The sequence below is a fragment of the Arthrobacter sp. yr096 genome, assembly GCF_900108925.1.
GTDB lineage: Bacteria > Actinomycetota > Actinomycetes > Actinomycetales > Micrococcaceae > Arthrobacter.
Map to the genome: position 1 here is coordinate 109,027 of NZ_FNYI01000009.1, position 14,750 is coordinate 123,776.

16 protein-coding genes and 1 tRNA gene are annotated in these 14,750 nt (G+C 62.8%); 6 read left to right on the top strand and 11 right to left on the bottom strand.

Features of this window, described 5'->3' with window-relative positions; translation table 11 throughout:
* Positions 1-3: 3 nt before the first annotated feature.
* The 3 genes from BMY91_RS19800 to BMY91_RS19810 all read left to right on the top strand — a co-directional run bounded on the left by BMY91_RS19800 (position 4) and on the right by BMY91_RS19810 (position 2,983).
* Positions 4-864 (top strand): aggregation-promoting factor C-terminal-like domain-containing protein, encoded by an 861-nt coding sequence (locus tag BMY91_RS19800; protein WP_090825049.1) that lies wholly within the window; start codon positions 4-6, stop codon positions 862-864.
* 172 nt (positions 865-1,036) lie between these two features.
* A complete protein-coding gene (locus tag BMY91_RS19805; protein WP_090825051.1) occupies positions 1,037-2,296 on the top strand; it encodes a glycosyltransferase in 1,260 nt (419 codons plus the stop codon).
* An 18-nt stretch (positions 2,297-2,314) separates the two neighbouring features.
* Positions 2,315-2,983 (top strand): MerR family transcriptional regulator, encoded by a 669-nt coding sequence (locus tag BMY91_RS19810; RefSeq protein ID WP_090825053.1) that lies wholly within the window; start codon positions 2,315-2,317, stop codon positions 2,981-2,983.
* Between the two features lie 19 nt (positions 2,984-3,002).
* Here BMY91_RS19810 and BMY91_RS19815 read toward each other — a convergent pair whose 3' ends face one another.
* The 4 genes from BMY91_RS19815 to upp form a co-directional block, all read right to left on the bottom strand.
* The gene (locus BMY91_RS19815; RefSeq protein WP_090825055.1) at positions 3,003-4,394 is read right to left on the bottom strand and encodes a pyridoxal phosphate-dependent decarboxylase family protein; all 1,392 of its coding nucleotides are present in this window, start codon (positions 4,392-4,394) and stop codon (positions 3,003-3,005) included.
* A gap of 94 nt (positions 4,395-4,488) precedes the next feature.
* Positions 4,489-5,187 (bottom strand): HAD-IA family hydrolase, encoded by a 699-nt coding sequence (locus BMY91_RS19820; protein WP_090825057.1) that lies wholly within the window; start codon positions 5,185-5,187, stop codon positions 4,489-4,491.
* 45 nt (positions 5,188-5,232) lie between these two features.
* Complete coding sequence (locus BMY91_RS19825; RefSeq protein ID WP_090825059.1) at positions 5,233-5,610, bottom strand: glyoxalase superfamily protein; 378 nt, start codon at positions 5,608-5,610, stop codon at positions 5,233-5,235.
* Between the two features lie 47 nt (positions 5,611-5,657).
* A complete protein-coding gene (gene upp / locus BMY91_RS19830; RefSeq protein ID WP_090825061.1) occupies positions 5,658-6,293 on the bottom strand; it encodes a uracil phosphoribosyltransferase in 636 nt (211 codons plus the stop codon).
* 22 nt (positions 6,294-6,315) lie between these two features.
* Between upp and BMY91_RS19835 the strand changes: the two genes are divergently transcribed.
* Together BMY91_RS19835 and BMY91_RS22985 are read left to right on the top strand one after the other, a co-directional pair.
* On the top strand, positions 6,316-6,849 hold the full coding sequence (locus tag BMY91_RS19835; RefSeq protein WP_090825063.1) for a nucleoside deaminase: 534 nt from the start codon (positions 6,316-6,318) through the stop codon (positions 6,847-6,849).
* A 482-nt stretch (positions 6,850-7,331) separates the two neighbouring features.
* Positions 7,332-7,622, top strand: a complete 291-nt coding sequence (locus BMY91_RS22985; protein ID WP_177179968.1) for a hypothetical protein — start codon at positions 7,332-7,334, stop codon at positions 7,620-7,622.
* On the opposite strand, the gene BMY91_RS19850 is transcribed toward BMY91_RS22985, so the two are convergent.
* From BMY91_RS19850 to BMY91_RS19860, 3 genes are read right to left on the bottom strand one after another with little or no spacing between them, the layout of a single operon-like run.
* Complete coding sequence (locus BMY91_RS19850) at positions 7,619-8,623, bottom strand: glycosyltransferase family 4 protein (protein WP_256212843.1); 1,005 nt, start codon at positions 8,621-8,623, stop codon at positions 7,619-7,621. The genes BMY91_RS22985 and BMY91_RS19850 overlap by 4 nt on opposite strands.
* Positions 8,624-8,637: 14 nt before the next feature.
* On the bottom strand, positions 8,638-9,036 hold the full coding sequence (locus tag BMY91_RS19855; protein ID WP_090825067.1) for a 6-pyruvoyl trahydropterin synthase family protein: 399 nt from the start codon (positions 9,034-9,036) through the stop codon (positions 8,638-8,640).
* A 3-nt stretch (positions 9,037-9,039) separates the two neighbouring features.
* Positions 9,040-10,053, bottom strand: a complete 1,014-nt coding sequence (locus BMY91_RS19860; protein WP_090825069.1) for a zinc-dependent alcohol dehydrogenase — start codon at positions 10,051-10,053, stop codon at positions 9,040-9,042.
* A 127-nt stretch (positions 10,054-10,180) separates the two neighbouring features.
* Here BMY91_RS19860 and BMY91_RS19865 point away from each other — a divergent pair.
* Positions 10,181-10,270, top strand: a tRNA-Ser gene (locus BMY91_RS19865).
* Between the two features lie 61 nt (positions 10,271-10,331).
* Here BMY91_RS19865 and BMY91_RS23545 read toward each other — a convergent pair.
* The 4 genes from BMY91_RS23545 to BMY91_RS19895 form a co-directional block, all read right to left on the bottom strand.
* Positions 10,332-10,682: a tyrosine-type recombinase/integrase gene (locus BMY91_RS23545; RefSeq protein WP_256212844.1), complete on the bottom strand. Its 351-nt coding sequence runs from the start codon at positions 10,680-10,682 to the stop codon at positions 10,332-10,334.
* A 1,202-nt stretch (positions 10,683-11,884) separates the two neighbouring features.
* Complete coding sequence (locus BMY91_RS19885; protein WP_139244909.1) at positions 11,885-12,382, bottom strand: hypothetical protein; 498 nt, start codon at positions 12,380-12,382, stop codon at positions 11,885-11,887.
* Between the two features lie 311 nt (positions 12,383-12,693).
* Positions 12,694-13,440 carry a hypothetical protein gene (locus tag BMY91_RS19890; RefSeq protein WP_254779895.1) on the bottom strand — a complete coding sequence of 249 codons (747 nt, stop codon included), beginning with the start codon at positions 13,438-13,440 and terminating at the stop codon, positions 12,694-12,696.
* 28 nt (positions 13,441-13,468) lie between these two features.
* The coding region (locus BMY91_RS19895; RefSeq protein ID WP_305728418.1) for an RHS repeat-associated core domain-containing protein at positions 13,469-14,750 on the bottom strand (1,282 nt) is incomplete at its 5' end.

Consider the following 14,750-nt stretch of genomic DNA (forward strand, 5'->3'; position numbering starts at 1 on the left):
CACATGTCTGAATTTAACGATCAGACGCGCCCTTCCGCGCGTCACCGCGATGAACACAACGCACCGCTGACCAAGTCGCAGGCCATCCTCAAGAACGCCGCCCGCCAGGGTAAGTCCGGCCACCGCATGTCGGTTGTCGCCGGTGTTGTTGCCGCCGCACTGGGTGTTGCATCGCTGGGAACGGCCGCCAACGCCGCTTTGAACCTCCCCGAAGCCAGCCGGGTCGCTGAGACCCAGGCGGCCGCGCAGGTCAGCAACACCCGCTCCGCTGCCACGGATGCTGCCGCCGAAAAGAGCGCAGCTGACCGGGCTGCAGCCGCGAAGGCTACGGCCGACAAGGCTGCCGCTGAGAAGGCCGCTGCAGACAAAGCCGCAGCTGAGAAGGCTGCCGCTGACCAGGCCGCCGCCGAAAAGGCTGCTGCCGAAAAGGCCGCCGCGGATCAGGCTGCTGCAGAGAAGGCTGCCGCTGACGCTGCTGCCAAGCAAGCCGCCGACGCCGCTGCTGCCGCCGCCGCTGCGGAAGCTGCAGCTGCTGCCGCCGCCCCCAAAGCCGTTGACGATCCCGCCGCTGCCAAGGCTTACGCCGCCAGCATCCTGGGCAACTACGGCTGGAGCGCGGCCGAAATGACCGCGCTGAACACGCTGTGGGAGAAGGAATCCAACTGGAAGACCACTGCCACGAACGCTTCCAGCGGTGCGTACGGCATTGTCCAGTCCCTGCCTGCTTCGAAGATGGCCACGGCCGGTGCTGACTGGCAGACCAACTACCAGACCCAGATCAAGTGGGGCCTGAACTACATCAAGGAACGCTACGGATCCCCGTCGGCCGCCCTGGCCTTCCACTTGGCCAACAACTGGTACTAAGCCAGACTGTTTGATTGCCGCGCCGGATTCCGCCGTTCGCACCAGTGTTTACTGGAGCGGATCGTGGGAACCGGCGCGGCTTTCACGTGTTTCACAGGCGCTCCCCCGGGTTCACAGTGGGGTCACAGCTTCCGCCTAAAGCACTCATATTCGGCGGCGCCATTCTGGAAGCATGACGCTCACAGATCCAACCACCAGCGCTTTGCCACGAAAGACCCATTCGGCGCGCTTGCGAGGCTCGGCGTTGCCCACTCCCCAGCTGGAACACCTGCACGATGGGCCGGCTGTGCACCGGCAGACCCGGCGGCTGCCCATTGACACCAAGGGCGTGGTTCCGGTTCTTGACGTCACTGTTCCCGTTTACAACGACGAAGTCTCTTTGGAACGCAACCTGCGCCGGCTGCACGGTTATCTGACGGACACCTTCCCGCACACTTTCCGGATCACAGTGGCGGACAACGCCAGCACCGACAGCACACTGAGGATCGCAGAACGCCTGGCCCGCGAGTTTCCCGAGCTGGTGGTGGTTCGGTTCCAGGCAAGCGGACGCGGGAACGCCCTCCGCCACGTCTGGGAGTCCTCGCCCTCACCGGTGCTTGCCTACATGGAATCGGACCTGTCCACAGATCTCGCGGCTTTGGCACCGCTCCTGGCACCATTGATTTCCGGCCATTCGGACCTGGCCATCGGCACGCGCCTGGCACGGACTTCGCGCGTAAGCCGCAGTCCTCTGCGCGGTTTCGTGTCACGCAGCTTCAACTTCCTGCTGCGGGCTGTCACGGGAGCACGCTTCTCCGATGCCCAATGCGGCTTTAAGGCCATCCGCGCGGACGTTGCCCAGCGCATCCTGCCCTACACGAAGGATGACGGCTGGTTTTTCGACACCGAACTCCTGGTGATCGCGGAACGCTGTGGTCTGCGCGTCCACGAGGTTCCCGTCGACTGGACCGACAACCCTGACTCAGGCGTCGACGTCGTACGAACCGCGCTTGCCGACCTGCGCGGCATGGCTCGCCTGACCCGCCACCTTGGCCGTGTTCCCATCGCTGAGCTGCGCGGAGAACTCGCGGTGGAAGCTCCTGCCCGGCGAGGCGGACTGGGCCGGCGTCTCTCCCAGGCTCTGGCGTGGACGTTGGCCTACGCCGTGGTCTTCCTGCTGGCCCGCACCGTGGTGGATCCTCTCCTGGCGAACCTCGTTGCCCTGGGGTTCACCACCTGGGCGGTAGGACTCCGCCGCGTTGGACCCCACCGCGCAGGATTCCTCACGTTCTTCACCACGCTTTTGCTCAGCTCCGGGGCGCTGATCCTCCTGCCGTTCATCACGACGCCGGACCGCTGGCTTGAGGGGTCCGCGGTGGTTGGCGCTTCACTCGCCGCCCACTTGCTGGGATACCTGGCGTTTCGAAGGACTCTTGCACCTGACGCCACGTGAGGATCTAGCGTTGTGCCCATGGGATCAACCAGGAGCGGGCTGTGGAGTGTTGGCGAACTCGCACGAGCCTGCGGGGTCAGCGTACGGACGCTTCATCATTACGACGACATCGGCTTGCTGTCAGCAAGCGGGCGGACGCCTTCCGGCCATCGGAGGTATGGCGAGGCCGACGTCCGGCGCCTCTACCGGATCAGGGCACTGCAGATGTTGGGGATTCCCCTTGCCGGGATTGGGGAAGCGTTGGGAGGGTCCGGGGACGACGACCTTGCATCAATGCGCAGCTTGTTGGACCGGCAGCTGCGTCACGTTCAACAGCACGCCCAACAAATCCAAGCCCTGCAAGATCGCTTGGACGATCTCCTGGAGCGTCTGGACGCTCCAGTTATGCCAACCCCTGAACAACTGGGCGTTGAGAGAATTGAGGAAGCAAAAAGGCAATGGGAAGCCTTGGTGAATGAAGGTCTTTTACTCGTCGGCGCCGGCACTCCCGTGAGCGATCCGGCGGTGCAGGAATGGGTACGTTCCTGGGAGGAAACAGGCTCAATGTTCCATTCCGGAGAAGACACCAAGGTGGCCGCCCGGGCAGCCTGGCAGGAGAACCAGCAGGCTATCAGCTCCGACCTGCCCTGGAGTTCTGAAGACTTGGCTGGTCTGATGGCGTACTTGCAGAAGGCAAGAGCGCAGTAGCCCTCCCGACGGCGTACGGCTATGCCTCCGGCTCTGCCTCGAACGCCCGCCGGACTGCAGCAATGGACGCGGCAACGTCCCCGGCGTCCGTGGTCCAGTTGCTCACCGAGATCCGGAGGATTTCCCGGCCGCGCCAGGACGAGCCTGACATCCACACAGCGCCTTCGGCCATCAGCCGTTGCGTGACGCGGTGGGTCCGGTCGTCACTGCCAAAGCTCACGGAAACCTGTGTGAACACGACGTCATTAAGAACCTCGACGCCGGGAATCGCGGCGAGTCCCTCCGCCAGTGCCCTGGCATTTGCAGCGAGCCGCTCCACCATGGCAATCACTCCGTTGCGGCCCAACTGCCGGAGGGCCGCCCAGACGGGAATGCCGCGGGCACGGCGGGACAATTCAGGAACCTTCTCAAAGGGGTCCCCGGGCCCGGCATCCGTTGCAATGAAGTAACTGGTGTGAATGCTGAAGGCCCTTCTGAGTGCCTCAGGGCTTGAGACGATGGCCAATCCGCAGTCGTAGGGGACATTCAGGGTTTTGTGGGCATCCGTGGCCCAGGAGTCGGCTTCCTCCACTCCTGCCAACCGCTCCCTGAGTGTCGGGCTGACGGCTGCCCACAAGCCAAAAGCGCCGTCCACGTGGACCCAGGCGCCGCGCTGGTGGGCCACAGCAATGGCTTCCGTCATGGGATCAAACGCTCCGGAGTGCAGGTTGCCCGCTTGCAGGCACACCAACGATGGCCCGGGCTGCTGCTCCATGGCTTCGGCCAGTGCGTCGGGAATAATCCGGCCTTCGTCGTCGGCAGCCACGGGTACGCAGGCCCCGAGCCCCAGATACCGGAGCGCCAGATCCACGGCCGCGTGCCGTTCCCGCCCCGCGAAAGTGGTGATTCTGGGAGCACCGGAGAGCCCCATGGCCTGCAGGTCCCAACCCGCCTCATCCATCAAGTACTGTCGTCCCGCTGCGAGGCCTACGAAATTGGCCGTGGTGGCACCCGTGGTGAATCCAACGTCCGCGGTTGCCGGAAGGTGCAGAAGGTCCAGCAGCCAGGAGGCGGCAGATTCCTCGATGGCGGCCGCCGCCGGAGTGGCGAAGCGGAGCCCGGTGTTCTGGTCCCAGGCGGAGACCAGCCAATCGGCGGCCATGGCGGCAGGCAAGGTTCCGCCCATGACCCAGCCAAAGAAGCGCCCCGACTGGATCGCCATGAGGCCGGGCTCGGCCAGCGCAGCGAGCTGGTCAACTACTTCGGCGGCATCAGTGGCTTCGTCAGGGAGCTTCGGCGGCATGCTCCTGGCCACCTGATCGGCGTCGGAAGAAGGACGGACTGAACGAGTAGGCACCGACGCCAGCCAATCACCGGCGTGCACCATGGCCCGCCCCAATGCAGCACCGTACGCCTCCGGCATCGCAGACATGCGCACAGCCTACTCCCGGTTCACCGCATGGAACAGTACGGAACGGTACAGCCGGACAGCAGCTGTGACGCCGGACGGTGCCCGCCGGAATGCGTTACAGGGTGAGCGTCAGGAGGTGACCGCCGTCGTCGTCTTTAACAGCGGCAACCGTGACTGCCGAGTAGTCCGGGATCCGCCACATGCCGTCCTCGAGGTGGCCGGCGTCGCCAACCACCACGGTCCGCATTCCGGCGGCGCGCGCCGCAGCGATACCGGCGGGGGCATCTTCGAAAACCACGACGTCGGACGCGTCAACTCCCAGCATCGCGGCCGCCTTGAGGTACCCCTCCGGGTGGGGTTTGCCAAGGGTAACGGCCTCGGAGGTGACTGCCGTGGCAGGCATGGGAAGTCCAGCGGCCTGCATACGGATGCCGGCGAGTACGCGGTCGGCAGAGGTGACCAATGCGATGGCGTCATCCGGCAGCGCGGTCAGCAGCGCTGCCGCGCCGGGAATCGCTATCACGCCGTCTGTCCGCGTGCGTTCCATGGCATCCAGCTCAGCAGTCAAAGCAACGACGTCGGCCCCCACCGGAGCGTAACGGCGCACCGTGTCGCCGGAACGGACGCCATGCGAGGTCCGGAGAATCTCCTGGATGTCCAAGCCGTAGCGGTCAGCGAACTCGGACCAAACCTGCTCCACGATCGCAGTGGAATCAACCAGTGTGCCGTCCATGTCGAAGAGGATGGCGCGGGCGGTCAGCGTCGGCGTCTCTGTCGGGAGGGTGTGTTCGGCGTGGTCGGCAGGATGGCTCATGGTTCCATCCTGCCGCACGCTGTCAGGGTAACGGCTAAGTGTTACTCAGCCATTGGGGCGCTGCGGCAGGTACTGGACCGCCCATTTGTTGCCGTCAGGGTCCGCGAAGTACACAAAGTGGCCCCAGTCCTGGACATCGACGTCGCTGACGTCCACGCCGTTGGCCTTGAGCTGCTCATGTGCCTTGTTGATGTCTGCCACCACCACTTGGAGGCTTGGGGCGGAGCCCGGAGGGGCGTCCGACAAGCCCTCGCCAATGGCGATGGAGCAGGCTGAACCCGGCGGAGTCAACTGCACAAAGCGGATGCCGTCCATGGGACGTTCATCGAAATCGGCGTTGAAACCAACCTTGTTGACGTAGAAGTCCTTCGCGCGATCGACGTCGGACACAGGGACAAACACCAGTTCAAGTTTCCAGTCCATGCGCCACAGGCTAGCGGCGCGCGGCAGAAACCGGTAGGGGTCTCCCTTTAGCCTGCCACGCCGTAGAGGCGGTCCCCGGCATCGCCCAACCCGGGCACGATGTACGACTTCTCGTTGAGCTTCTCGTCAATGGAAGCCAGGACAACCTTCACGTTGGCGTCCGCGAGCTCCTCTTCCAGCTTGGCCAGTCCTTCCGGAGCAGCCAGCAAGCAGATGCAGGTGACATCCGACGCGCCGCGCTTGAAGAGGAACTTGATGGCTTCGCGCAGGGTGCCGCCTGTGGCGAGCATGGGGTCCAGGACAAAGATCTGGCGGCCGGTGAGGTCCTCGGGGAGGCGTTCGGCGTAGGTGATGATGTCCAGGGTTTCCTCGTCGCGGGCCATGCCCAGGAAACCGACCTCTGCTGTGGGTACCAGTTTGGTCATGCCCTCAAGCATGCCCAGCCCGGCGCGCAGGATGGGGACTACCAGCGGCGTGGGCTTGGTGAAGGCCGTACCGATGGTCTTGGTGACAGGGGTCTCGATCTCAACTGGCTGCGTCTTGACCTCGCGAGTGGCTTCATAAGCCAGGAGGGTCACGAGTTCTTCAGTAAGTTGCCGGAAGACCGGTGAAGGGGTGTTCTTATCCCGCAGAACGGTGAGCTTGTGAGCGACCAGCGGGTGGTCCACGACGAGTGTGCGCATCCCCCAAAACTATCATTGAGACATGAGCGCCACCGAGCCGTATCACGCAGACCACATGGCCTGGATGGGCCTTGCCCTGGACGAGGCCCGGTTGGCGCTGAAAACGGACGACGTACCGATCGGCGCGGTCGTCTTGGGGCCCGACGGCGGCGTGCTGGGTTCCGGACGCAACGAACGCGAAGCGCACGGGGACCCGACGGCCCACGCTGAGGTAGTGGCCATTCGTCAAGCGGCTGCTTCGCTGCGCCAGCGCGCGGCGGAGGCGGGATCGGACGGTGACGGTTGGCGGCTTGAGGACTGCACGCTGGTGGTCACTCTGGAGCCGTGTGCCATGTGTGCCGGAGCCATAGTCCTGGCCCGGATTCCGCGCGTCGTTTTTGGCGCGTGGGACGAGAAAGCGGGAGCGGTGGGGTCCGTGTTCGACATCCTCCGCGAGCGCCGCCTCAACCACTGGGTGGAGGTCTACGCGGGCGTGCGGGAGGAAGAATGCTCAGCCCTGCTCAAGGAGTTCTTCGCCTCACACCGGGTCCCCGGCGGGGGTAATCGCCCGGCCTGATCCTCTTCTTTGTGGGAGTAGCAATGCCAGTCTCGTTCAACCACTCCATCGTCTACCCCACGGACAAACACGTTCCGCCGAATTCCTGGCCCGCATCCTGGGGCTTCCGAGGCCGCAAGCCATGTGGTCGTTCGTCACCGTGCCGTTGGACAACGGGGTCACCTTGGACTTGCTGGAGTCGGCAGGGGCGATCGCACCACAGCATTACGCCTGCCCGTTCCCGCGCGCAGCAGTTCAAGCGCAATGACGGCGGCCGCGGAATGTACTTCTGTGATCCTGACGGGCATTTTCTCGAGGCCATCACGCGGCCGTACGGTTCGGGCTAGTTCCGACCGTTTTGCCCACGCGGCCGGCGGCTGAGCTTAGACTGGCCCATGCTCGAAAAATCGTGGGGAGCACTTTGTCTTGCTGGCGTGGTGGTTGCCGGCACGGTGACGGGATGCGGACAGCAAGCCTGTGACTCGATGCTTCGCCGAACTGACGTGAGTATCGATTTTTCCCGGCTCGGCACGTCGTGGGAAAACCTGGAGTACACCGTCAACTGTCCGGGTCAGGAATCGTGCGTGTACACCCCGGACACTGACACCAAGCGCCACGCCGCGGTGGCCGACAACCCCCTGTGGATTGCCCACGGCACAAAAACCATGGAAGTAACGGTCTACCTCACGGGGTCCTCCACACCACTGGCAAAGACGACGGCCGAGCTGGAGTGGGATCCCCCGTTCGATCCCTCTGGTTGCTCGACTACTGCTACGGCAAACTTTGTGGTTTAGCCTGCGTCCGGTGTGGCCAGGGCCTTCAGGACAGTGGCAGCAGTGGTGTCCCAGCCTTGGAGGTGTTCGCGGGCTCGGAGGGCGTTGCTGCGCCAGAGCTCTTGCAGGGTGGGGTCGGTGAGCCAACGCTTGAGTGAGTCGGTCAGGGCACCTTCCTGCGTCAGGTCCAGCGCGGCGCCGGCCTCTGTGTGGCCGAGGGCTTCCACGGCACCGGTCCCCTGCCGCACGAGCACCGGGACGCCATGAGCCAACGACTCCGTGACCACCATGCCGAAACTCTCGGAGCGCGAGAGAAGGACACTGAGGTCCGCTTTGTGCCACTGCGCTTCGATGGTTGGGCCGGTTAGCTCACCTGTCACCTTGATGCGGTTCTCCAGCCCGTAATGCTCGACGGCGGCCCTCACCTCCGCTGCGTACCTCGCGTCAGCGTTCTCCGAGCCGATGAGGGCAGCGGACCATTCCACGTCCTGCAGGGTGGCCAGGCACTCCACGAGTTCGAGTTGGCTCTTGTTGGGAAGCAACGCCGCGACGGCGACTATATGCTGTGGTTGCGATCCCTCGGCGAGGTTTGCCTTGTCGGCCCCGGGCGCGGCGATGACCATCCTCTGCGTCCCATGCCTCGTCTCAAGCTCAGCCGCTGCATGGGCGCTTGGGCAGATGATTCCCGTGGCGGCAGCCAACGCCTTTGCCTCAAGATCGGGGTGGTCCGCCAACGCCATGTGCGAAAGGATCCACACCTGGGTACCGGCATTGATCGCGCCGGAGATCTCGTCCGGAGCCCCACTCGCTACCAGCCCATCGGCAATTACTGTTGTGCCGCCGTCGAGCATGTCAGCGAAACGTTGCCTGTCCGTGTGGCTGCCAACAGGCCAATCGCCGTCGACGATTACCGTCTCGACGTCCGCACCCAAGGCGGTCAGATGCTCGGCGAGCTTGGCGTTGTACTTGTTCCCGCCGGAGCCGTGCCGGACATTACCGGGGACCAGGAATCGGATCTGCACTTACTTGACCGGGTTTACTTGACCGGGAGTTCCAGCGAGTAGCCTGCCCACGCGTCGGGGTTTTCACGGAGGACGACGTCGATGCCGCTGAGTGCCGGTCCGTCGGCGGTGTCCTGGATCCGGGTGGCCATGGCGTCGGCAATGTGCTTGGCAAGTGCCTCCGTGGTGGAGAGTTTGCCCTTGAAGGCGGGGTGTTCGTCCAGGTTCTTGTAGTTCAGGTCGGCGAGTACTTCCTCTAGGATGCCGCCGGCGGCACCGATGTCCAGGACGATCGCGTCGTCGTTAACATTTGGGCGGCGGAAGGTGACCTCGGCTACGAACGTGGCGCCGTGCAGGCCTTGGGCTGGGCCGAAAGCCTCGCGGGGAAGGCTGTGGGCGATCATGAAGTGGCGTCGGACGGTCAGGCTGAACATGTATTAATCCTCCGGCTGGGGGTAGGCGACCACGTGGCAGAAACCGCCGGGCCGCTCGAACAATTTTGTAAGCGTAGTGGGCAGGTTCCGGAATAGGCACTCGCTGGTCAGGAAGGTGTCGAAGAACGGATCCTTCAGCTCGATGGCCGCCTGCTCGAGGCGCTCGGCGTTGGTGCGCCGGTGCCTGCGCGGGAGGGCGACTGCGCCCACTTGGCTGGAACGGATGTTCAGGCGGCGGGCGTGGAAATCCTCGCCGAGCGGCAGCGTGACTTCCTTGTCCGCGAACCAGGAAAGTTCAATCACGTCCGAGTCGTCACCGGCCAGTTGGAGACTCAGCTTGAGGCCCGCGTTGGAGGCGGAACAGTGGAAGACGATGTCGTTGTCGCTTTTTGCGTTCTCTGGTTCGGCGAAGTCGACGTTGATGGTTGCTGCCAGCTTCCGCTTCTCCGGATCCGCATCCACCAACTGCAGGCGTCCCAACGGGTACTTCCGCAGGAGCGTCGCCAAGACGCCACCCACCAAACCACCACCGACGACGGCGACACGGTCTCCCAGCCTCGGCCCGGCTTCCCAGAGCGCGTTAATGGCCACCTCAACGATGCCCGTGAGCACGGCGCGTTTCGCAGGGACTTCCTCTGGGATTGCCGTGAGTTGGCTCGTGGGAATCACATAGAAATCTTGGTGTGGGTGCAGGGTGAAGACGGTTTTCCCCCGCCATTCCTCCGGTCCTTCCTCGACAATCCCGACGTTCAGGTAGCCGTACTTCACCGGGCCCGGGAAGTCGCCTTCCTGGTGCGGGGCCTGCATCAGGTCAGCCACCCGCTCCGGGACGCGGCCTTCGTGGACCACGCGCTCCGTGCCTCGGCTGACGCCTGAGTACAGGGTCCTGACGAGGGCTTCGCCTTCTTGGGGTTTGGCGATGGTCTCGGAGCGCAGCTCACCATCGCCCGTCTCGGTGACCCAGTAGGCGTGGGCTTCGTGTTCGTGTTCTAGTTCGTGTTCCCGCGAAATCGTCATGGTACTTACGAATCTATCGGTGGGGCGCTGCGGACGGAAGTTGGCTGTGCTTTGTCTTGTTCTTCCCGTTGGTCCGCGGGGCCTCGTTTTGGGGAACCGGGCTGAACTCCGGTACCCTATTTCAGTTGGTGACGTGTCCGAGCGGCCGAAGGTGCAACACTCGAAATGTTGTTTGGTGTAAAAGCCAACGTGGGTTCAAATCCCACCGTCACCGCCAATGAGAAAGGCCCTGCTTCCCTTTGTTTATGAGGGATGCGGGGCCTTTTGTTTTGCTCGGGTTAGGCGTCTGCCCACACTTTGCCCACACCCGATTGTGAAACGGCGTGATCTAAAGCGTCTGATACGGCGTCAAGATCGCCATCAAACAGGTCAGCGTTAACGTCCAGGGTCATCGCCGCGGAGCTGTGACCGAGCATCTTTTGAACCGCTTTGACGTTGGCGCCGGCAGACACGGCAAAGCTCGCGGCAGAGTGGCGGAGGTCGTGGGGCGTGATGCGCGGAATCCCGGAACGATTCACAGCACTCGCAAACCAACTCATGTTGTCTTCGTGGACACGCGCCAGCCGAAGATGATGCCCATTCTCGCCAGGGAACACCAGATCCTCGCGCCCCTTGCCCTCGCGCTGCATGGCTAGCTTCCCGGCAAGGAAGCGCGGGAATGGCACGGCGCGGCGCTTGTGATTCTTTGGCGCCCCACCTGCACCGCGTTTTCCTCGATCAAGAAACGCCTTCTAAGCATGTCCAGATGCTTGACCCTCAGCCCGATTGCTTCGCCCCACCTAAGCCCGCAGTAGGCCAATGTAAGGACCAATGCCGGGTATTTGCTGGCGTCCGCCAGCGCATGCACTTGCTCATGGGTCAGGTAGACATGAGCCTTCTTGACCTTCCGCGGCAACGTCACCCCCTGGCCGGGTTACTTAGAGCCCTACGATCCGCCACCGCGTCATCGAGTATCGCCGCCAAGACCCCATACGCTCGAATGACTAGGGTTGCTCCCTTACCTGCCCCGCTCAAGTCGGAAACCCATTGCTGCACAGCAGTTCGCCTCACATCAGCGATGGGGACATGACCCCAGACCGGCGGGACGTGGATTCTCCATGCAGATTCAACGGGCCTCATTAATGAGCCCAGCATGACCTCTCCCGCTACCGATCTTCATGATGCGGTAACCAAGTGGTATGCACGCAGGAACGCTACAGCCCACTACGGGAAGTTCGTTATCGATGATGCAACCCAGCAAAGGCAGAGCTGGTATAACCGCGCCTTAGCAACAACCTCCTCCGATACGGGCATAGACCAATGGATGTGGACGTTCAAACGGACTGTCGAGCATGTACTCAATGCCGAAATGAACCGTGTGGGCCGAAGCCTCCTTTGACCAAGATGCTGACGAAACGCCAACGTCACCATCGCGGATGCATTGTCACATGCGCCCACGGCGTAGCCTTGGCGCAACTTCCATGTGGTGTATGCGCCGGGAGACAAAGATTGCGCTTTGTGTCGGTGGGCAGCATGGCCTACGTATTTTAGAGGTCAAGGATGCTGGTGATCCCAGTCTCTAGAGCGGCCTTCTAGCCCTCACCCATGTTGCCTGCAGCGTTTCGTTCACTGACTTGTCGGTAGGCGTCCAGGAAGAAGTCTTCAAGGTCTTGGCGACCAATCCGCCAGACGTTGCACCCACGATTTGTATGCCTTTGAGCTGGCCTGTCTTGAGCATAGCGCGGATCTGAACTTCACTGGCCGCCAGTTCCTCCGCTACCTGCTCAATCGTCAGGAAACGCGGACTCGGCATATCGTCTTCAGGCTTAAGGAGAACGCTACCAACAGGGAGTTATTGCGGCGGGTCTTTTCGAACGACAACGCCTTCGTCCCCGGGGAGTACTTTGCCGTGATCCCGCTCGGCTTGATCTTCAACGTTGAGCTCCCGAGCGTCTCCCGGCGAGCAGGGAGCAGTGGCACCAACGCTGTACGACTTGTCAGATGCATCAGTATCGAACTCAGCCCGAAGGACAGGACCACCCTCTGCGAAAACGGTCGGATGTGTTGTCGGGTTCACGGTGCGTACGGTCATCCCTAGGGATTTCCAATACTCGGCTACCCGTTTGGCGTCCTCTATATGGTCGATTCCTTGGGGTGCCCAGTGGTCGTAACCATAGCTGGCGCCCTTCTCGCCCTTTCCGAGGGAGCACTCCTGTGCTCCGGCGACGCCGTTGCGGGGCCACCAACCGGTGACGTCGAGCTGCTTGGTGGCGTTGATGACGAGTTCGACCACGCGATCCCGCCCTTCCCTGGCACTGATTGTCTTGTCAGGCGTCGCATCGTCAGACATTGTCGTGCTTGGCCCCTTCTCAGCGCATGCGGTTATTGTCATTCCCATCATGAGCACGGCCGTCGCGGCCGTGAGAATTCGTATATGCGTCTTAACCGCTGGCATTCGACGTTCCTTCCAATAGGGCCTCTTGCAGATCAGTCGGCCCTAACGGGACATACGGGGTGATCTTCTCGGTTTCTCCCCTGATTGCCCAGGCTACGTTTTTTAGAGACTCTGTTCGCTCGTCAAAATATCCCGCCTGCTCGCCACCATCAGACATGAGAGCTAGGTTTGTCGCTGAAAATGGCACTGATTGTCGTTCCTCGGATTTATCGCCCCGTCAGCCGGGTCGCCTCGGCCTCGTCACCAGTCCGCCATTCCGGGCCAAACGATGATGCTTTGGGGTTGCTGAAAAAATCAGCCAGGGCCCCTGCGACCGCGTCCAAGTCATGAACCAAATACGAAGGCATCAATCCCTTCATGCCACCCATGGGAACCTCCACGGACTGGTCCGTTCGCCCATCAGGATGGACCAACACCGCCCACGAACCTTCATCAGCAGCAACAGCATTCCGGTGACAGACCATTCCGGTGCCAACAGCGCCCGCCACTTCAAAACGCGCTGACCCGTGCTCGACCGTCAATCGCCCCTGTTTAGCCCCATCAAGGGACCGCAGGGCGGCATCCGCCACCCGTCGGGCCTCCGCTGGTGATCCAAATCCCCGCTTATCCACCGTCCAAGGAGCCGTAGGTGCCACTGTGCGGATCTTTGCAGCACGCCCCCAAGCCAGGCCTGCAATCGTTCCCGCAAGGAATCCGCCAAACCAGGCATACCCCGAGGCACCCAAAATGAACCACACAATAACGAACAAAACCAGGACAACAGAACCCATCCAGGGCCGGGGTACACCAAACCGAAGAAAGCAGGCACCCAAAGCCAGACCTGCAAGTAACGACCCGACCTCCACCAGAACCTTGTCGTTCGGCACAAAAACCATCACAGAGATCGTGGCCAACAACACCAGCCCGCTGATGATCAGCAGGCCCTTCCAGGGACTCCGCCGATTCTTTACCACAACTACCAACTTTCTTGAATCCGTTTTGTCACCAGCCAAGACGGCCTTGGAAGAGATCCCCACCGAATCCAACGGCTCCACCCGCAAGGCCACCGTTCCACAGCCCTACAGTATTCGTCTGATGGGGATTGATCATGCCGCTCCATGTTCGAGGCGCGAAGTAAGGCATCTGCCGCAGCGTGTCTACGCCATTCTGGGTAAGGTTCGGGAGCCGGCCCGGCATCGAGGCAGCACCTGCGCTTATTGTGCTTGACAGCCCTGAAGCACCAGCACCGAATAGTCCCGTTACGCCGGCCTTAGCCGGGTCAATCGGGTCTCCAGCAACAACGTTTTCCAGCATGGATCCCGCACCCGCACCGACGCCGCTTATGGCCGCTGTTCCAACCTTTGCACCAAAACCACTCGCCGAAAGTGTCATGTTCCTTGCAATCGTTCCGCCGGCGGGCCCGGCCAAGCCGCCGACGGCGCCGCCCAGGCCACCACCAGCGGTCTTGCCGGCGAAGTCCCACCCGTTCTTGATTTGCCAGCCATTCTGAACAAGATATGAAGCCCCGCTTGCGACCGCACCTATGGCACCATTGGCACCCGCACTGACTCCAAGCGCTGCGGCAGCTTGGCCAGCAGGTGCGGAAGCAAGGATGCTCTTGGTCCACATGGCGGCGCCACCGCCCGCAGCGCCAGTTACCGCGCCTACTGCGGTGTTGCCCAGGACGGACCACCAGTCCACAGCACCCGTCTGCGCCTTTTGCGAGAAAACGGATATCCCACCGGAAGTAAGTGCCCCGGCGATAGCTCCTGCAGCAATGATGTTGAGTCCCGGGACGAACATCGCAGCAATACCACCAGCTACGGCCAGCCCCGCTACGACGTATTCCCAATGGCTACCGGCCGACTGGTCGTAGGCTTTCAGGTCGGCGTCGGTGAGGGGTTGCAGGCCGGTGGGGTCGGTGGTGTTGAGGGGGTTGTTTCCGGCGTAGGAGTAGGGGTTACCGTCCCAGCCGGCTCCCAGGACGGGGGCGAGGGGGTCGGCGGACAGGAACCCCCGGGTGGCCGGGTCATACGCCCTGGCACCGAGCCATTCAAGCCCGGCGATATCGATCCCGCCACCTGCGGTCAGGGTAATACCGGACGGCAACACACTACTGAAGCCCGCATTAGCAACTCCAGGGCTGCCCGGGTTGGGGGTGGTGGGGTTTCCGAGGACGGCCCAGGGGTCGTGCTGGTCGGTGGGGCGGGCTGCACGCCAGCCCGGGGCGGTGAAGGCGTCGCCGATGCCGGTGACGCCGCCGGGCAGGGACAGGATTTGGGTG